Below are 18,679 nucleotides of genomic sequence, written 5' to 3'. Positions count from 1 at the left end.
GGTTCATCATATTATTCGCCTGGGCCGTTGCTTGCTGACTTGCCGTCAGCGTGGTTCGTATCCGTATGGCTTGGATGCTACCGACGCACGCACCAAAACTTGAGCCCGAATAGACGGGTTTTCGTGCCGTTTTTTGGGCTGTAGCGTCGCTGCGGCACCCCAACAATCCCAAAAAGCCCGGGGCTGGCCCAACGCTCTGGGATACGTTTTTTCCGTTCACAGCAACGATCCAGAACGAGGCTTTCAGGCCAGAGTTACGGCTTACCGCCCTGAGGGGCGGGGTTTCCAACCGGTGTTAGTTTTTCGATGAACGACGCAGTCGCCCTTCCCACTACCGCCACCACCACCGCCACCGCCAACTTCGTTCAACGCTTGGCGAATCTGGATCGGCCGCAGCGCATTCGCCTTGCGGTCGGTATCGTGCTGTTCGCCGTCATCGTCGTCATCGGCATGATCATGGGCCGCCAGACGGAATGGCGCGTGCTGTATTCCAACGTCTCGGACAAGGACGGCGGCGCCATCGTCGCGCAGCTCGCGCAGATGAACGTTCCCTATCAATATGGGGTTGGGGGCGGATCGGTGCTCGTTCCCGAAGACAAGGTCTACGACACCCGCCTCAAGCTCGCTTCGATGGGGCTACCCAGAGGCACGGTCACGGGCTTCGAGCTGATGGACAACGCCAACCGCTTTGGCATGACGCAGTTTCAGGAGCGGCTGGCCTTTCAGCGCGGGCTGGAAGGCGAGCTGATACGGTCGATCCAGGCGCTGTCTTCGGTCGAAAGCGCTCGCGTACACCTCGCATTGCCCAACCAGAATGGGTTCTTTCGCGAACAGCAGAAGCCGTCTGCTTCGGTGCTCGTGACCCTGCACCCTGGCCGCAACCTCGACCGCTCGCAGTTGGCTGGGATCATCCATCTCGTCGCATCCAGCGTGCCGGAGATGGATCCCAAAGCCGTCAGCGTGCTCGACGACACGGGCAAATTGCTCTCCGCCTCGCCGGAAGACGAATTCGGCGCCCCGCAAGACGCCCAGCGCCTGCAACACATCCGCAAGATCGAGCAGGAGTACACGCGCCGCATCATGGACATCCTCGAACCCGTGGTGGGCCGCAAGAATGTCCGCGCCCAGGTGACGGCAGAGATGGACTTCTCGCTCTCCGAGTCCACGTCCGAGGCCTATCGTCCCAACCAAACCCCGGAGTCGTCCGCCGTGCGCAGCCAGCAAACGCTGGAAAGCAACGTCAACCCGCCCACCCCGCCGACGGGCATCCCCGGCGCGGCCACCAACCAGCCTCCCGGCCAGATGACCACGGACATCAATGGCCCCGCGCAAGCCATGGCTGCGGCGGGGACGGCATCCGGTGCGCTGGGGCACGGTGGTCGACGTGAGTCGATCACCAACTTCGAGGTGGACAAGACCGTGCGCGTGGTGCGCAGCGGCGCCGGAGTGATCAAGCGGATCACCGCCGCTGTCGTCGTCAACCACCAGACGGTGACGGATGCCAAAGGCAAGGTCAGCCAGGCGCCGATCAGCGATGCCCAATTGGAGAAGATGACTGCCCTTGTGCGGGAAACTGTCGGCTACAGCCAAGAGCGAGGCGACTCCGTCAACATCATGAACGCCCCGTTCACGGAAATCGCTGCCGACGAAGAGGAACTGCCTTGGTGGAAGCGCCCGGAAATCATCGACATGATCAAGTCGATGGCCTGGCCTCTCGGCACCTTCCTGCTGGCAGCCCTGGTGCTCTTCGGCGCCATCCGCCCGGCCCTCAAGGCCATGGCGCCCGCCCCGGTGGTCGAACCTTCGGAAGCGACTGCCGTCCATGTCGATGCTATCGAGGGCGAGGAGCCAGAACGCCCGATGCTCGAAGGCCCCTCCTCCGGGCAAGTCCCCGGCTTACCTGCGCCGCCATCCCCGGAAGAGCTGGCGCTGGAAGAAGCCCGCAAGCTCACCCGCGAAAACCCCGCCGCCGTGGCCAACATCATCAAGACGTGGATCAACGGCGAGGCGCCGGCGTAAAGGCAGTCATACTCACTGCCCTCTGACCACACAGTCACCCTCGCCACCATCCACCACCAAGGAGGAACAGCACCATGTCCGACGGACTGGAAGACGCCGCCATCCTGATGATGTCCCTCGGGGAAGAAGAGGCCTCCGAGGTATTCAAGCACCTGTCCCCGAAGGAAGTGCAAAAGCTAGGCGAAGCCATCGCCAAGACCAAAACGTTGACACGCGACCGCGTCAACGAGGTGGTCGAGAAATTCACCGGGATTGCCACCGCGCAAAGCCTGCTGGTGTCGAATTCCGGCGACTACGTTCGTTCCGTGCTCAAGCGCGCGCTGGGCGACGACAAAGCCGCGTTGCTGATCGACCGCATCCTCCAAGGGGGGGATGTCTCCGGCATCGAAAGCTTGAAGTGGATGGATCCCTCCTCCGTCGCGGAGCTGCTACGCAATGAGCACCCGCAGATCGTCGCGGCCATCCTCGTGCATCTGGATTTTGACCAAGCCGCCGACATCATGAAATTCTTCACCGAACGCCAGCGCAACGAAGTCATGCTGCGGGTGGCAACGATGGAAGGCATCCAGCCCACTGCGCTCAAGGATCTCAACGAAGTGCTGTTCAACGTGCTTTCCGGGGGCGACAAGATGCGCAAATCTTCGCTGGGTGGCGTCAAGGCCTCTGCGGAAATCATCAACCTCATGGGAACGGCGATCGAAGGTACCGTGCTGGAGTCGATTCGCAACCACGACCCCGACCTCGCCCAAAAGATCATGGACAAGATGTTCGTCTTCGACGACGTCATCAAGCTCGACAACAAAGCCATCCAGACAGTGCTCAAAGAAGTCTCTTCGGACGTGCTCGTCGTCGCGCTCAAAGGCGCCCAGCCCGATCTCAAGGAAAAATTCCTCGCCAACATGTCCTCCCGGGCTGCGGAATCGTTGCGGGAAGACCTCGAATCGCGCGGGCCGATGCGGCTTTCCGAAGTGGAAGCGCAGCAGAAGGAAATCCTCAAAACGGTGCGCCGTCTGGCCGACGAAGGGACGATCGTCATCGGCGGTGGCGGCGACGACCAGATGGTCTAACCGTCGATTTGCTTGATGCAAGGGTTCCCACCCCATGGCCATTGCCCGCGACCCCTATTCCCGCTTCATCCCCGTCGAGGAAATCGCTTCCGTTCAGCAGTGGGATTTCGGCACCGTCGCCACCAACGCGCAGATCCAGGCTGCGCAGGCCCAGGCGGAGGAAGAAGCGAAGCGCGAGGCCATGCAGCGCGTAACGCAGGCTGAGCTGGACCGCAAGAAGCACTATGAGGATGGCTTGCAGGCCGGGCTGACGCAGGGCCGATCACAGGGCATGGAAAAAGGGCTGGCGCAAGGCAAGGAGCAAGGCTACGCGCAGGCCAAGGCCGAGTGGCAAAAGAAGATGGACGACTTTCTGGCCAACCAGGCGCGTGAAGAAGGCGAGCGCCTGGCCTCCCTCGTCACCCAGGCAACGCAACAGATGGAGGTATCGCGCCAGCGCATTGCGCGCGGCGTGCTCGAACTCTCCTGCGCATTGGCGCGGCAGGTGTTGCGGCGCGAAATTTCCATCGACCCGCAGGTATTGGTTCCCGTGGTACACGAGGCCGTAGACCTGCTGGGCACGCAGCACCGCACTGCCCTGCTGCGCCTGCACCCAGCCGATATGGCCGTGCTAGAGCCTTACATCGCTGGCGCCTTTGCGGACTTGCGCATCGGGCTGCGCCCCGATGAAACGATCACCCCCGGCGGATGCCTGCTCGAATCCGCAGGCACCGTGATCGACGCCAGCATCGAAAACCGCTGGAAGACCGTCGTCTCTCGCCTGGGGCTGGACGAGGCCTGGCAACACCATGAGGGAGCGGAGGAAACCGATGGAACAGACAGCGCAGCAGCCACCGATGGAGCCGCACGCTGAGCTATCCGCTCCCTGGGACGAATTTCTGACGCGCTGCCAGCGTAGCGTTGAAGACGTTCACACCCTCGAAGTGCGGGGAACGCTCACCAAGCTCACCGGGCTGGTGCTGGAAGCCGTGGGCATTCGTGTCCCGGTCGGCGCGCAATGCCTGGTGCGGCAGCACAACCAGCCTCCCGTGCTGGCAGAGGTAGTCGGGTTCAGCGGAGAACGCGCCTTTCTGATGCCTGCTGGCGACGTACACGGCCTATCCAGCGGGGCATCGGTGCGTGCAGCGCCGCCTTTCATTTCCGTTCCCCGGTTTGGGGTTCCCTCCGACAACAGCGCCGCGCGCCCCATCCTGACGATGCATGGCACGCTGCGCCTTCCCCTGGGCAACGGTCTGCTGGGCAGAGTGGTCGACGCCCAAGGCAATCCCATGGATTACCGAGGCCCGTTGGAACACGTGACCGCGCTGCCGTTGGATCGGGTGCCGATCAACGCAATGGATCGCGCCCCGGTGCGCGAGATTCTCGATACCGGGATTCGCGCCATCAACGCGATGCTCACCGTTGGCAGGGGCCAGCGTTTGGGGCTGTTCGCAGGTTCTGGTGTGGGCAAAAGCGTGCTGCTGGGGATGATGGCGCGCTACACCAAGGCGGATGTCATCGTCGTCGGCCTCATCGGCGAACGCGGGCGCGAGGTCAAGGAATTCATCGAAGACATCCTCGGCGTGGAAGGCCGCGCGCGCGCCGCCGTCGTCGCCGCGCCCGCCGATGCCTCCCCGCTACTACGCCTGCAAGGAGCCGCCTACGCCACCGCCATTGCGGAACACTTTCGGGACGAAGGCCAGCACGTGCTGTTGCTGATGGATTCGCTCACCCGCTACGCCATGGCGCAACGCGAAATCGCGCTGGCCATCGGCGAACCCCCTGCTACCAAGGGCTATCCGCCTTCCTGCTTCACCAGGTTGCCGCAACTGGTGGAACGCAGCGGCAACGGCTTGCACGGCGTGGGGTCGATCACGGCGTTCTACACCGTGCTAGCCGAAGGCGACGACCAGCAAGACCCCGTTGCCGACGCAGCGCGTGCCATCCTCGACGGGCACTTCGTGCTCTCACGCACGCTGGCCGAATCCGGGCACTTCCCCGCCATCGACATTGAGCGTTCGGCCTCGCGGGTGATGCACAACGTCGTGACCCGCGAGCATTTCGAGATGGCGCGGCGCTTTCGGGCGATTTACTCGCGCTACGAAAAGGGCAGAGACCTCATCCAAATCGGCGCCTACGTACCCGGTTCGGATCCCCAGCTCGACGAAGCCATCGCCCTGCAAGACTCGATGCGCGCCTTTTTGCAGCAGGATATGTTTGAAGCCTCGACGCTCGAAGACAGCCTTGTCGGCATGGCCGCCGTGCTCGGCGGCAGCCTTTGATTCGTGCGTTCCATGGCCAACGGCGTCGTTCGACCATGCCCCGATTCCAAGGGCTAACGCTGGCCATCGAACATGCCACCGTGCAGCGCGACAAGGCGCTGGCGCAATGGCAAACGGCAGTACGCGCCCTGGAACACGGGCACGAACAAATGGCACAACTGCGCCAATACGCCGGCGAAACCGAGCAACGCTGGGTACACACCGCGCAAGAAAGCACCTCTGCTCCCCTGCTTTTCCACCATTACCAGTTTCTGGATCGGTTGCATCATGCGATACAGATTCAGGAAGGCACTTTGCAAACCCTGGAGCAGCGGGTGGCCAGCGCCAAAAAGGTCGTCATCGACGCCGAAGTGCGTCTGGCCGGCATCAAAACCCTGCTTGCCCGCCGGGAGCGCGAATGGAGCCAGCAGATGGATCGCGCCCTGCAGAAAGAAACAGACGAATTTGCCGCACAACGGGCACTACGCGCCCTGCGTGCCCAACAAGAAGAGGACGGAGACAACCCATGAGCGTCGAGGCCAGCAGCCCCACCCACCACACCGCCCGCGCTGCGCAGGCGGGGGATCGCCGTTCCGCCCAGACAGCGGGCAAACAGGACTCCGCCGGGGGCTTTGCCGCGCTGCTGGGAATGCTGGGCGCGAGCGACCCCGAATGCCTGGCAACCGCCGACTTGGGGGAAACCATGGCCACTGGCGGGAACGATACCCACGAAGACGGCGAGGCAGGCGAGACAGACCCCTCCGCCGCGCTAGGGCTGGTGCTGGGGATCCCGCTCGTCCCGCTTGCTCCAGCCCCTACCGGGACGGCTGCGCCATCCTCGATGCAGTCCGCCGGGGGCGGTGCGACAACGCTCCCATCGATGATGGCTGCCGATTCCGCATCCCTGGCTGGCATGACCACTACGACAGACGCCGATTCCGAAGCGCCCGCCACCCCGTTCACCAAAAAAGCGCCTTCCTGGACAGCGCAAAGCGGATTTCAGGCAGCCCAGGACGCTGCCGCCGATGCACGCAATGCGCCGTTGCACCAGACCCTTGCCGACATTCCCCAGCCCGATCCCACTTCCACGCTGACCCCCACCGATACCGCCATCGCAGCGATGCTGGGAGATCGCACCCTACAAAAAACAGCCAAGGCAGGCCCAGGGGAAACAGGATGGGAAGGCGCGTGGCACTTGGAACACACAGCTTCCGACGCGCCCAGCCCCACCGAGCAGGTCACGGCCACGCAAGGCGCCGCGCCCGAAACAGCGCTGGCAGACACGGTGACGTACTGGGCCACGCGCGGCGTGCAAAACGCCGAACTCCAGCTCGACGGTTTTGGCGACAGCCCTGTGTCGGTACACATCACCGTCGAAGGCAACGAAGCGCAAATCGCCTTCCACAGCGATGCCCCTGAAGTGCGCGCCGCGATCGAAAACGCCACGCAGCAACTGCGCGAGATGCTCTCCAACCAAGGGCTACACCTGGCCGACGTCAGCGTGGGCGCCCACTTGCGCGACGGCTCCGCCCCCAATCAGGGTGGCGACCAGCGCCCTACGCCACGCAAGACGTTCGGCATTCGCCCCACCGAAACCCCTGTAGAAGCGCCCACCCTGCACCGCGCCCGCGAAGGCCGCTCGCTCGACGTATTCGCGTAGCGACCCCTTCGCGGCTGCAGTAGCCTCCGTGATGAATTCTGTAACCCATTGATTTGCAATATGTAATCCCCTTATTTCGCAAATTGGGACGAAAACGGGGCGCTACACTTGGCGAACCTAACCCGAGTATGTAGGCCGGGGTTATTGCTTACACAGGAGGAAAACATGGCTACCAAACACGCAGAGGCGGACGCAGCGGCTCCCCCCCAAGCCAAGAACAAGAAAAAGCTGTTCCTCATCGTCGGTATCGCCGTGTTGGTCATCGCCATCGGAGCAGGCGCGGCGGTCATGATGATGAAGGGCAAAGGCAAAAAGACGGAAGGCAAGGAAGGGGAGCACGCTGCTGCTCCCGCTGCCACCGATCACGCCCCAGCGCACGAGGAACCCGAGCCGGAACCAGAACCCGAGCCGGAAGCAGCGCACGCTGCCACGCCCAAAACACCACCGGTATACCTGCCGCTGGACAACATGGTCGTCAACCTTGCCGACCCCGGCGGGGAGCGGGTGGCGCAAATCGGGATCATCTTCGAAGTGCTTGATGCCAAAGCCGTCGATACGGTCAAGGCTTACCTTCCTGCCATCCGCAGCGGAATCCTGCTCTTGCTTTCGCAGCGAACCGCTGAGCAACTGCTCAGCCCCGATGGCAAACAAAAGCTGATGGACGACATCCTGCGCGAGGCATCGATCCCCTTCGGCGGGAGCTACGACGACGAGGAAGACGAAACCAAGCCCAAGAAGCGCAAGAAGAGAAAGCCCATCGTGATCTATCCGGTCACGGGCGTGCATTTTTCCAGCCTGATCGTGCAGTGACGGCGTTCCTCCCCCGCACGCATCCATGAGCGAATCGTTCCTTTCCCAGGAAGAAGTCGATGCCTTGCTCGAAGGTGTCACGGGCGAAAGCCAGCGGCTCACCGAAGAGGTGGCCGACAACGGCTCGGTTCGCCCGTACAACATCTCCAGCCAGGAGCGCATCGTTCGTGGGCGCATGCCCACGATGGAGATTGCCAACGAGCGCTTTGCGCGCAACCTGCGCGTAGGGCTATTCAACTTCATCCGCAGAAGCCCGGAAATTTCGGTCGGGCCAGTCACCGTGCAGCGCTACAGCGCTTTTCTGCGAGAGCTGGCCGTGCCGACGAACTTCAACATCGTCGCCATACGCCCGCTGCGCGGGAACGGGATGGTGGTGTGCGAACCCGCTCTGGTCTTCGGGGTGATCGAATCGCTGTATGGGGGAACGGGGAAGTACCAGACGCGCATTGAGGGGCGGGACTTTTCCGCAACCGAGCAGCGGGTGATCAATCGTCTCGTCGAAGTCATCAGCACGGAGTTCAAAAAGGCATGGGTAGGCATCTATCCACTCGAACTGGAATACCAGCGCTCGGAAATGCAGCCGCAGTTCGCCAACATCGCCACGCCCAGCGAAATCGTCATTTCCACGTCGTTCCAGCTCGAAATCGGCGAAATTACAGGGTCGATCCATATCTGCGTCCCGTACGCGACGCTCGAACCGATTCGCGACGTGCTGTACTCATCGACGCAAGGCGATTCGATCGAAGTCGACAAACGCTGGGTGAACGTGCTCACGCAGGAAATTCAGGCAGCCCCTGTGGTTCTGATCGCAGTGCTTGCTCATGCCGATGCCACCGTCGAGCAATTGCTGGCGATGAAGCCGGGCGACTTCATCGAGCTAGACCGGCCGCAGCGTATCCAGGCGGCCATCGAGGGCGTGCCCGTGTTCGACTGCCAGTACGGCACGCACAATTCGAAATACGCACTCAAGGTCGAGAAGTGCCTACGCATCAACGACTACAACTGGAAGGGGGATCGAAATGGCTGACGACGACGAGACGATGGACGACTGGGCCGAAGCGCTAATGGAACAGCGCTCGGCCGACGAAACCCCGGGTGGCGGCCCCCCCGGCGGCGTGCTGTCCGACGAACCCGTCCGCCCTTTCTCCACTGGCAGCAACGCTGCCGACGCGCCGATCCAAGACATCAACCGGGTGTTGGATATCCCGGTGCAGCTCTCCGTCGAACTCGGGCGCACCAAGGTGCCCATCAAGCACATCCTGCAATTGGGGCAGGGTTCCGTCGTCGAACTCGACGCGCTGGCCGGGGAACCGATGGACGTGCTGGTCAACGGTTATCTCATCGCGCAGGGCGAAGTCGTCGTCGTCAACGACAAATTCGGCATCCGCCTGACCGACGTGGTGACGCCTTCCGAGCGCCTGCGCCGCGTCAGCAAAAACGGCTGAAACCCAGCCCGATCTACGGCTCGATCCGCGATGAATGCTTGGTTTCCCGCACTGCTGCTGCTCGTCTGCCTGGGGCTGCTGCCATGGGCATTGAAATGGCTGCAACGACGGGTGGTGGGGCTGGGGGGCAACCACCAGGTGGGGTCGATGCGCATCGTCTCCGCAGTCGGCGTAGGCCCGCAGCAGCGGGTCGTCACCGTCGAAATCGGCCCCGAAGGGCAACGCACGTGGCTGACGTTGGGGGTCACGCCCCAGTCCATCACCTGCCTGCATAGCGCTCCCATCTCCTTCGCGCAGCAAATACGGCAGATGCAGGAGGTACAGCATGGGCCAGCCGGTGCGGACAAGCCCTGAGCACGCCGCCCCGCGCCGGGCGGGTGGCACTGGCGGCATGGGCGGAACGAGCGGTGTGGGCGTTGTGGGCGGCGCAACGCTGGCCCTGCTCTTTGCTGTGGTGGCGTTGGCGTGGTACGGCCCGGCAGATGCCCAGGCCCTTACCCAAGGCGCTACCCCCATCACCACCCAACTCACCCCCCAGGCCAGCTTGCCCCTGCTCGTCGGCAGCGGTGGAGCGGCGAGCGGTGGTACGGGCAGCTATTCCGTCCCCATCCAGACGCTGCTGTTTTTCACGGCGCTGTCGTTCCTGCCAGCCATCCTGCTGATGATGACGAGTTTCACGCGCATCGTCATCGTGCTCTCGCTGATGCGCCAGGCGCTGGGAACACAGGCCGTCCCCCCCAACCAGGTGATCGTCGGCCTGTCACTGTTTTTGACCCTCTTCGTCATGGGCCCCACCCTGGACAAGGTCTACAACGACGCCTATCGCCCCTACAGCCTGGGCGAGCTGTCCTTCGAGGAAGCCCTTCCCCGCGCTGCCAAACCGATGCGCGATTTCATGGGCAAGCAAACCCGCCAATCCGACCTGGCGCTGTTCATGAAGCTCGGCAAGATTGACCCGGCAACCAAGGTGGACGACGTCCCCATGCGCACGCTCGTTCCCGCTTTCGCGATCAGCGAACTCAAATCCGCATTCCAGATCGGGTTCATGGTGTTCATCCCCTTTCTGGTGATCGACATCGTCGTCGCCAGCATCCTGATGTCGCTGGGGATGATGATGCTGTCGCCTGTGCTCGTCGCGCTGCCGTTCAAGCTGATGATCTTCGTACTCGCCGACGGATGGAACCTGCTGATCGGCTCGCTTGCTGCCAGCTTCGTACCCTAACAAGGAACGCACATGGATGCCCAGATGGTGTTGACGATAGGGCAGGAAGCCCTGTGGATGCTGGTGTTGATCTCCACCCCCGTACTCGGCGCGGTGCTCGTCGTCGGCCTGATCGTCAGTCTGTTCCAGGCGGTGACACAGATCAACGAGGCCACGTTAGCCTTCGTTCCCAAGCTGCTCGTCGCCGTTGCCGTGTTTGCGCTGGCAGGCCCGTGGATGCTGAACATGCTCGTCGATTACATCCGCAGAACCTTCGAGTCTCTGCCCAGCATGGTGTTGTAACACCAAGGCACAGCCGTGATCACCTTCTCGCAAGAGCAGATCATTGCGTGGCTGTCACCGCTGCTGTGGCCGTTTTTGCGCACGCTGGCGATCTTCACTGCAACGCCGATCCTGTCCTCCCGCGCATTTCCGGTGCGTGCGCGTGTCGCGATCTCTTTTTTGATAGCGGTGGCCGCGCAGCCCAGCCTGGAGGGCATGCCGATCATTGACATCAATGGCCCCGAAGCCGCCGGCGCCGTGGTGCAACAAGTGGGCGTGGGGCTGGCGATCGGCTTTTGCATCCGCCTCGTCTTCACGGTATTCGAGGTTGCGGGGGAGCTTGTGGGGTTCCAAATGGGGCTGAACTTCGCCTCGTTCTTCGACCCCTCGATGAATTCGCAAACCAGCGCGGTGGCGCGCTTTTTCGGGCAAATGGCCACCTTTATGTTTATCGTGACCAATGGTCATTTGTTGCTGTTGTTGACGGTGATCCAGAGCTTTGCGGTCTTTCCCGTCGATCAGCATTTCTTGCAGGCTGCCGACCAGATGCGAATCTACCGCTTGGGCGCTCTGCTGTTTTCCAGCGCGTTGTGGATCGCGCTGCCGATGATCGGGGTGATGCTATTCACCAATTTGGCGCTGGGGTTTGTCTCCCGCGTGGCGCCGCAGATGAATATCTACGCCATCGGTTTTCCCGTCACCCTCACGGTGGGGATGGTCGGCATCGCTTCGACGTTGCCGATGTTCGACCAGCCTTTTCACAACCTGTTGATGCGGGCGCTGGAAATTTTTGCGGTGGGGTAGCGCGGATAGGGGGAGAGGGGGAGAGGGGCTGTATCGCGACTGCCGTCGCTCCTACATCCTGCAGCCGTCTTCCTCGTCCAACGTCATCAGCCCACGCACTTTCGTCGCTTCCAGAATCGGGTGGTCAATCTTGCGTAGAAAGGACGGCACCACGCGGGGGGAGGCATTAAGCAGCGCGGCGACCTCGTCGTAGTCGTCAGGCAGCGCGGGGTTGTCCCACCCATGGGAGGAATGGCGGGCCACACGCTCCGCCAGTACCACGCACTGCACGTTGGGACGATCAGCGTGGCGGTCATCGCTCATTTGCACCAGCAACTGTGGCAGGTGCCACAACTGCATCAACGCCTGGCGCAGATCGATGGCCTCAATGCCCAGTACCTCGCGCTGGATCGCGCTCGTGCGCAAGGTGGGGTCTGCGGCCTGGGCGTCATGTATCGCCACGGCCAGCGTGGGCGCGTGAATCCACAGCAGCATCTCGACGAAATCGTGCAGAAACGCTGCGTGGTGGATGATCGTCGCGTCCATGTCCCCCCGGTGCAGGGCAAAAGCCAGCGCGAATTGCCCGGCGCGCTCGCTGCGGTGCAAGAGGAATTGCAAGCCCTGCAAGGCGCGGGGTTGGTCGCTGAGCCAGTCTTCCACCGAGTACTGCGCCCGAAAGGCCCGAAAGAACGGCCCAATCCCCACGAACACCAGCGAACTGGTGATCGATTCGGTATCGGTGCGATCTCCAGACTTGCGCAATGACGCCACCCACCGCATCAGCTTGAGGGACATCAGCGGGTCTGCCTGAATCACTGGCGTGAGCATGTTGGCATCGACATCGTCCTCGATCTCGTTCAAGGCAGCGAGTTCCCGCACCGTGCTGGCAAAAACGGGAATTTCCGCGTTCGTGAAGTACCGCGTCCATTCCCCGATATGCGCCAGCGGCGCTGTCAGGTACCGGTGCATCGGCTGCGTTTTTTCAAAATGAAGTTCGTCGGTCATGGTGCAAAGGTGCAAAACACGGTTGGGGCACGGCATGATAATTGCCGCCCTTTGCGCCCTTTCACGCCATGTCTTCCGCCTCTGCCGCCTGCCCCACCCCTGCCACGGAACCCAAGCTGACCAGCCTTTCCCACGGTGGGGGCTGCGGCTGCAAAATCGCTCCCGGCGTGCTGTCCGAGCTGCTGCGAGGAAGCATCGCCGCGCCGATTCCCCCGGAATTGCTCGTCGGGATCGAGACCGCCGACGACGCCGCCGTCTACCGCCTGCGCGATGACTTGGCCCTGGTCGCGACGACGGACTTTTTCATGCCGATCGTCGACGATCCCACCGACTTTGGCCGTATCGCAGCGACCAACGCACTCTCCGACGTCTACGCAATGGGGGGCACTCCCATCTTGGCGTTGGCCCTTGTCGGCATGCCGATCTCTACCTTGTCGATGCAGACGATCGGAAAAATTCTCGAAGGCGGCGCCAGCGTCTGTCGCCAGGCGGGTATCCCCATCGCGGGGGGGCACACCATCGATTCTGTCGAACCGATCTACGGCCTTGTTGCCATCGGTACCGTCCACCCGCAGCGGGTGTTGCGCAACGGGGGGGTGCGCCCCGGCGACCAGCTCATCCTGGGCAAGCCCCTCGGGGTCGGCATCTTTTCCGCCGCACTCAAAAAAGGGCTGCTCGACGATGCAGGGTATGCGCAGATGATCGCGACAACCACCCTGCTCAACACCCCCGGCCCACGCCTGGCGGCCATCGATGGCGTGCGTGCGATGACGGACGTGACAGGCTTTGGCCTGGCAGGGCATGCACTGGAAATGGCGCGGGCCTCCGACTGCACGCTGCACCTGCGCTGGGGCAGCATTCCTTTGCTCGACGGAGTGCGGGCCTTGGTCGAGCAAGGTTGCCGCACGGGCGCTGGGGGCCGCAATTGGGCGGCGTATGGGCACGAAATCGCCCTGCCGCCTGCTATCGACCCCCTGGCCCAGACGCTGCTGTGCGACCCCCAAACCAGCGGTGGCCTGCTCGTGGGCTGCGCCCCGGAAGCCGTTCCTGCCGTGCTTGGCGTTTTTCACGCATGCGGTTTTGCCCATGCCGTAGTCGTTGGGGAAGCGCGGGAAGCCCAGGCTGGCACGCGGCTGGTTCTGGAAGGATGACCACGACGACACTACAAAAAACCACTCCACCTCGCCGTAGCACAATGGATAGTGCGCATGCCTCCTAAGCGTGAAATACAGGTTCGATTCCTGTCGGCGAGGCCATCAAGATTGCCGTTCCATGCGGCATCGCAGCTACAGCAACCATAGCCCGGGTGGTGGAACAGGTAGACACAGCAGACTTAAAATCTGCCGCCCCGAAACGGGCGTACCGGTTCGATTCCGGTTCCGGGCACCATCGCATATTTCGTAGTATTCGTGCGTTTTTTCGGTGTAATCCCGCATAAACCCCTGACTCTGTTGAAGACTCAGGGGTTTTTTTATAACTTCTCCAGTAACTTCTCACCAAGCCCACTCTCAGCAAAACCATGCACCAGTTGAGTGTCAACCCCCAACGCCATCTCTACCGTGCCTACCAATAAACGCCACTGACTATTATGGATTTTTCCGACACCCAGAATGCGAAGGTGCTCACAATTACATCTATAACTTGGCAATATGCCGTGAACGGGGGGGTTTTACTCCTTAGTAATTCATCAATACAGCATCCATATAAGTGGTCACTTTCTCAGGCGCTGCACCGGTTCGCCCAAACAGTTTCACGCGAGCCAGCATGTGTTCATGGATTGCTTGGGCCAGGTTGTACTGGGATTGCGTCAACTTGCGCTGGCTGGCAAACACATCAGCCTGAGTAGTAAACCCTGTCGGTACCCCTTTGCCAGCGCCCTCCAGTGCCAATTTGGCAAACGTCACTGCCTGTTGCATGGCTTGAATTTTGGCTGGGGTATTTGCAACCATGAAATAAAGTTCGGTTACGTCCTTGGTCACCCGTTGTATTTCGGCAGCCAGTTCGGCTTCTGCCTTGTCCTGATCGGCCAAAGCCTGGGTGACGGATGCACTCACATAACCACCACTGTAGATGGGCACATTGAGCTGCAAGCCCACAGACCTTTGACTGACGGACTGATTCAAGGTACTCAGTGAATCATTACGCGAAGACTGCACACTGGCAACAACGTCCAACCTGGGGTAATGCCCTGCACCATTGCGAACCACCGCAAGTTGAGCCAGCACCACGGCCTGTTTGCGTGCTGCAATGGTGGGGCTGCTCGTCTGAGCTTTGCTGATGTATTCGGACAGTGTTTCTGTTGGAACTTGTGCAATTTGTGCATTGAGTACATTGGCTGGCAGTGCATCCACCACAAAATCCAAGGGCACATAACCACCCCCGGTGATGTGCCGCAAGACCAGTGTTGCCACCTCCAATTTGTTCTGTGCTTCGGTCAGCAGTACCCGGGCCATTTCCAGTGCAGTATCAGCCTCCGAGACATTGGTGAGCGTTCCTTCGCCAAGTTGAAAGCGTCTTCGCGCCAGATCGCTTTGGGCCTGACTGGCTTCTACCTGTGTGCGAGCAGCCCGCAGGGCATATTCCGCAGACCAGCGTTGCAAGTAGGCATCTGCCAGACGATCCACCAAGTCAACATGGTGAGTGGCCAGAACAGCCTCAGCGTAGCTGACCTGAGCTTGGGCCAGTTCGTACTTTTTGGATGCTTCACGATGAAAAATGGGGGTGCGCAGGCTCAAACTTTGAACGGGTGATCGATAGTCCAAGGGGCTAGTGACAGGCTTGCCGGGTGGGTTATCTATGGTTCGATTGCCTTTCACCCGAGAATCCGACACGCTCAGCGCCACATTGGGGAGCAAAGCTGCACGCGCCAATGGCACGTTTTGAAGAACAGAAGCCAGTTCGGATCGCGCTGCACGAAAGGTGGAATCAGAAACAAGCGCTGCTTCATACGCATGCTGAAACTTGCCTGACCACGCCAAACCATGGCTGAGTAGACTGATGAGCAAGAAGGTGAATGGCTTCATGGCTCGGTCAATGCACGATGGATGCGATCGAGCATAGGTTTGAACAAGTAGTTCATCGCGGTGCGCTCACCCGTTCGGATGAAAATTTCAGCGGGCATGCCCGCCCGAATTTCATGCTTCTTCAAATTGACCAAGCCTTGTGGCGTGACTTCAATCAACGCCCTGAAGTAAGGGATATTCTGCTTGGGTTCTATCAACACATCTGCAGAGACCCACACCACAGTGCCAGCAATATGGGGCGTTGTGGCCTGGTTAAATGCAGTAAACAAAATGTCCACCGGCAACCCAAACTTGACTTTGTCAATCAGGTGGGGCGGGATTTGCGCATCAATTTTCAGAACCTCATTTTTGGGAACCACTTCCATCATGGGGTTGCCTGCGGCCACCACGCCACCTATCGTATGCACTGCAAGCCCCATGACCAACCCGTTGGCGGGCGACTTGATCTCGGTATTGACCAAGTCAAATTGCAAGGCTTCGAGCCGACTGCTTAATGCGGATACCTCGCGCTGGGTATCGGTCAGCAGGGCTTCAACGTCTCGGCGAACTTCCTGTTCACGCGTCAGCATTCGCAACCGCACCTCAGCGATAGATTGACGATTGCGCCCAATGTTGCCCGTATCCTGGGCAATGGCCCCCACCATACTGGCAACATTGCTTTCTTGCTCCAGAACACGATTGCGTGGCAAAAAACCTTCATCAGCTAGTAAACGCTGGTTTTTGAGCTGCTCTTGCAACACGCGCAGTTGGTCTTCTTTGGCCTTTCTAGAGGCTTCCATGCCACTGGTTTGCAATGCAAGCCCGCGTATGTTTTCTGACATGGCCGACAGTTCACTCGACAAGGCCTGTCGGCGGGTGGCAAACAGTTGTTGCTGCAATGTCATGGCTGCCACGGCACGCGGGTCCGCTTTTTCATCTTTTAACGCCGCCGGAAATTCAGGTGCATGGTGCCCCGATCTTTCAGCTACGAGGCGTGCCTGTGTGGCCAGACTGGTCAACCACTGCCCTTTAGAAATATCGAGTTGCGAGCGGCTTTGTGTATCGTCCAACCGCACCAGTACTTGGCCTGCGGTAACTTCATCACCATCTTTGGCCAGAATGGCCACAATCTTGCCACCCACCAGGGGTTGAACGGCCTTGCGGTTACCCGAAACAATGACGGTGCCCGCTGCAGAAACCCCAGCATCCAGGGGTGCCAGCAATGCCCAGGCCAAAAAGCCACCCAAACCAATACACAATAACAGCCAGCCCCAACGACGCGGACGGGCATCGTTCATATCTGTCACACGTACATCATCAGCCATAGTCAAGCCGCTCACTAAAAATAGAAATCAGGTGCGCGATGATGGCATTGATAAAGACGCGGATGTGGCCTCTGCACCTGAGACCAGTGCCCATGTTCTGGCCGGGTTGACCAGCTCGTTAGGCTATGCATTGGCATGCAAGGCAGCCAGTACGTCGTCACGCAAGCCAAAGGCTTTCAATGTGCCATCACTCAAAACCATGATTTTTTGCACCACACTCAATGACGACATGCGGTGCGTAATTAACACAGTGGTTTTGCCTCGGGCGTGCAGTTCGCGGATGGTATCGGTCAAGGCGCGTTCACCTTGCTCGTCAAGGTTGGAATTGGGTTCGTCCAGCACCACCAAAGAGGGATCACCGTACAGTGCCCTTGCCAGCCCTATGCGTTGCTTTTGCCCACCCGACAATGCGCAGCCACCCAAGCCCAGCGGGGTGTCATACCCTTGAGGCAGGCGCAAAATCAGTTCGTGCATGCCCGCCCGCTGGGCTGCGACTGCGACCTTGTCTGCATCCACATCGCCAAATCTGGCTATATTTTGGGCGACCGTGCCGTCAAACAATTCAATGTCTTGTGGCAGATAGCCCAAGTACTGCCCCAGTTGGTCCTTGCTCCATTGGTACAGGTCTGCGCCGTCCAGTCGCACTGTGCCAGCCAGAGAAGCCGGCCACACGCCGACCAGCAAACGTGCCAAAGTTGACTTGCCCGAACCACTGGGGCCAATGATGGCGATGCTTTCCCCTGCGGCAATGGCAAAACTAATGTTTTTTAGAATCACCTGCTTGCTGCCTGGTGCTGTGGTGGAAACACCTTCCAAACGCACTGTGCCTTTTGGAACAGGCAGTGGCATACCGTAGTGCCGTTCAGGGTGCGCACTCAACAAATTCTGCAGGCGTGCATAAGCAGCTCGGCCCGTAATGATTTGCTTCCAGTTGCCCACCAACATTTCAGCCGGAGCCAGCGCACGACTGACCAGAATAGAGGCTGCAATCATGCCACCGGCCGTCATGGCGCCTTTCAAAACTAGCATGGCGCCAATACCCAAAGACAAAGACTGCATGGTGATACGCACAAATTTGGTCACGCCACTCATAACGGCTGCCTGATCGCTGGCAGTGGCCTGGAGCTGAATTTGTTTTTGATGCAAACCGTGCCAGTGTTGGCGAATGCTGGGCAACATGCCCATGGCTTCAATCACTTCTGCATTGCGCAAATGGTTATTCAGCGCCAGTTGCGATTGGGCGCTGTACTTTTGTGCATCATCCAGTTTTGGCTTGGATATTTTTTCATTCAAAAAAGCGAGTACTGCCAGTATCAGGGCACCCACCAGCGCAAAAACCCCCAGCTCAATCGAGAGCAATGAAATGACGATCAAGTAAATGGGCAACCAGGGGGCATCAAAGAGCGTCAAAATGGCCGTGCCGGTCAGTGTTTGGCGCAAGGTGTTCAAGTCATGCATGGGTTGCACCGAGTTACTGCCGGGCTGCATCAGGCTGCGCTCAAAGGTGGCGTTGAACACGCGGGCATTCAACGTGGCATCAAAGCGCGCCCCCACACGCACCAGCACCCAGGTTCGAATGGCTTCAAGCGTGTTCGAGAACACATAAATACCCAACGCCAGCAACGTTAGCACCCAGAGAGTTGTTTCATTGCGGCTGCCCAGCACGCGGTCATACACCTGCAACATGTACAGCGAGGGTGTCAGCATCAACAGGTTCAAAAAACCGCTGAAGACGGCAACTGTCATAAAAGCAGGGTATAGCGTGCGCAGTGCAGACCGCAATTCATCTTGGAGTGATTTGGAAGTTGGAGGCATTGGGTGTTTTCAGGTTGCTATTTTT

General features: G+C 60.2%; 18 protein-coding genes and 2 tRNA genes. 16 read left to right on the top strand and 4 right to left on the bottom strand.

Going from position 1 to position 18,679, the window contains the following annotated elements; translation table 11 throughout:
* The first annotated feature begins 306 nt into the window (after window positions 1–306).
* The 13 genes from fliF to fliR all read left to right on the top strand — a co-directional run bounded on the left by fliF (window position 307) and on the right by fliR (window position 11,528).
* Window positions 307–2,019, top strand: coding sequence for a flagellar basal-body MS-ring/collar protein FliF (fliF, locus tag CENROD_RS10390; protein WP_022775899.1), 1,713 nt, complete (start codon window positions 307–309; stop codon window positions 2,017–2,019).
* Window positions 2,020–2,093: 74 nt separating this feature from the next.
* The gene (gene fliG / locus CENROD_RS10385) at window positions 2,094–3,086 is read left to right on the top strand and encodes a flagellar motor switch protein FliG (protein ID WP_022775897.1); all 993 of its coding nucleotides are present in this window, start codon (window positions 2,094–2,096) and stop codon (window positions 3,084–3,086) included.
* A 34-nt stretch (window positions 3,087–3,120) separates the two neighbouring features.
* Window positions 3,121–3,939 (top strand): FliH/SctL family protein, encoded by an 819-nt coding sequence (locus CENROD_RS10380; RefSeq protein ID WP_022775895.1) that lies wholly within the window; start codon window positions 3,121–3,123, stop codon window positions 3,937–3,939.
* Window positions 3,896–5,347, top strand: a complete 1,452-nt coding sequence (gene fliI, locus CENROD_RS10375) for a flagellar protein export ATPase FliI (protein WP_022775892.1) — start codon at window positions 3,896–3,898, stop codon at window positions 5,345–5,347. Before CENROD_RS10380 ends, fliI begins: the two co-directional genes overlap by 44 nt.
* A 35-nt stretch (window positions 5,348–5,382) precedes the next feature.
* Window positions 5,383–5,856: a flagellar export protein FliJ gene (gene fliJ, locus CENROD_RS10370; RefSeq protein ID WP_022775889.1), complete on the top strand. Its 474-nt coding sequence runs from the start codon at window positions 5,383–5,385 to the stop codon at window positions 5,854–5,856.
* Window positions 5,853–6,986, top strand: a complete 1,134-nt coding sequence (locus tag CENROD_RS12670; protein ID WP_022775887.1) for a flagellar hook-length control protein FliK — start codon at window positions 5,853–5,855, stop codon at window positions 6,984–6,986. Before fliJ ends, CENROD_RS12670 begins: the two co-directional genes overlap by 4 nt.
* A 165-nt stretch (window positions 6,987–7,151) precedes the next feature.
* Window positions 7,152–7,796 carry a flagellar basal body-associated FliL family protein gene (locus tag CENROD_RS10360; protein WP_022775884.1) on the top strand — a complete coding sequence of 215 codons (645 nt, stop codon included), beginning with the start codon at window positions 7,152–7,154 and terminating at the stop codon, window positions 7,794–7,796.
* A 25-nt stretch (window positions 7,797–7,821) separates the two neighbouring features.
* On the top strand, window positions 7,822–8,823 hold the full coding sequence (gene fliM, locus CENROD_RS10355) for a flagellar motor switch protein FliM (RefSeq protein WP_022775882.1): 1,002 nt from the start codon (window positions 7,822–7,824) through the stop codon (window positions 8,821–8,823).
* Entirely contained in the window at window positions 8,816–9,241 is a 426-nt protein-coding gene (fliN, locus tag CENROD_RS10350; protein ID WP_022775878.1) for a flagellar motor switch protein FliN, read from the top strand. Before fliM ends, fliN begins: the two co-directional genes overlap by 8 nt.
* Window positions 9,242–9,271: 30 nt before the next feature.
* The gene (locus CENROD_RS10345) at window positions 9,272–9,595 is read left to right on the top strand and encodes a FliO/MopB family protein (protein WP_022775873.1); all 324 of its coding nucleotides are present in this window, start codon (window positions 9,272–9,274) and stop codon (window positions 9,593–9,595) included.
* A gap of 37 nt (window positions 9,596–9,632) precedes the next feature.
* Entirely contained in the window at window positions 9,633–10,463 is an 831-nt protein-coding gene (fliP, locus tag CENROD_RS10340; protein WP_081699956.1) for a flagellar type III secretion system pore protein FliP, read from the top strand.
* A gap of 12 nt (window positions 10,464–10,475) precedes the next feature.
* Window positions 10,476–10,745, top strand: a complete 270-nt coding sequence (fliQ, locus tag CENROD_RS10335; RefSeq protein WP_022775864.1) for a flagellar biosynthesis protein FliQ — start codon at window positions 10,476–10,478, stop codon at window positions 10,743–10,745.
* A gap of 15 nt (window positions 10,746–10,760) precedes the next feature.
* Window positions 10,761–11,528 carry a flagellar biosynthetic protein FliR gene (gene fliR / locus CENROD_RS10330; RefSeq protein ID WP_022775860.1) on the top strand — a complete coding sequence of 256 codons (768 nt, stop codon included), beginning with the start codon at window positions 10,761–10,763 and terminating at the stop codon, window positions 11,526–11,528.
* A 51-nt stretch (window positions 11,529–11,579) separates the two neighbouring features.
* On the opposite strand, the gene CENROD_RS10325 is transcribed toward fliR, so the two are convergent.
* Entirely contained in the window at window positions 11,580–12,512 is a 933-nt protein-coding gene (locus tag CENROD_RS10325) for an HDOD domain-containing protein (RefSeq protein WP_022775856.1), read from the bottom strand.
* A 68-nt stretch (window positions 12,513–12,580) separates the two neighbouring features.
* Here CENROD_RS10325 and selD point away from each other — a divergent pair, with 68 nt between their 5' ends.
* The 3 genes from selD to CENROD_RS10310 all read left to right on the top strand — a co-directional run bounded on the left by selD (window position 12,581) and on the right by CENROD_RS10310 (window position 13,901).
* Entirely contained in the window at window positions 12,581–13,663 is a 1,083-nt protein-coding gene (gene selD / locus CENROD_RS10320; RefSeq protein ID WP_022775853.1) for a selenide, water dikinase SelD, read from the top strand.
* Between the two features lie 30 nt (window positions 13,664–13,693).
* A tRNA-Arg gene (locus CENROD_RS10315) sits at window positions 13,694–13,768 on the top strand.
* Window positions 13,769–13,812: 44 nt separating this feature from the next.
* A tRNA-Leu gene (locus CENROD_RS10310) sits at window positions 13,813–13,901 on the top strand.
* A gap of 287 nt (window positions 13,902–14,188) precedes the next feature.
* On the opposite strand, the gene CENROD_RS10305 is transcribed toward CENROD_RS10310, so the two are convergent.
* The 3 genes from CENROD_RS10305 to CENROD_RS10295 form a co-directional block, all read right to left on the bottom strand.
* Window positions 14,189–15,535, bottom strand: coding sequence for a TolC family protein (locus CENROD_RS10305; RefSeq protein WP_022775849.1), 1,347 nt, complete (start codon window positions 15,533–15,535; stop codon window positions 14,189–14,191).
* Entirely contained in the window at window positions 15,532–16,839 is a 1,308-nt protein-coding gene (locus CENROD_RS10300; RefSeq protein WP_022775846.1) for an HlyD family type I secretion periplasmic adaptor subunit, read from the bottom strand. The genes CENROD_RS10305 and CENROD_RS10300 overlap by 4 nt, the downstream gene beginning before the upstream one ends.
* A gap of 123 nt (window positions 16,840–16,962) precedes the next feature.
* Window positions 16,963–18,585 carry a type I secretion system permease/ATPase gene (locus CENROD_RS10295; protein ID WP_202961152.1) on the bottom strand — a complete coding sequence of 541 codons (1,623 nt, stop codon included), beginning with the start codon at window positions 18,583–18,585 and terminating at the stop codon, window positions 16,963–16,965.
* Between the last annotated feature and the right edge of the window lie 94 nt (window positions 18,586–18,679).

The sequence above is a fragment of the Candidatus Symbiobacter mobilis CR genome (genome assembly GCF_000477435.1).
Taxonomy (GTDB): Bacteria; Pseudomonadota; Gammaproteobacteria; order Burkholderiales; family Burkholderiaceae_C; genus Rhodoferax; species Rhodoferax mobilis.
Note: the sequence above shows the minus strand (reverse complement) of the source record. Positions and strands in the feature narration are given on the sequence as shown.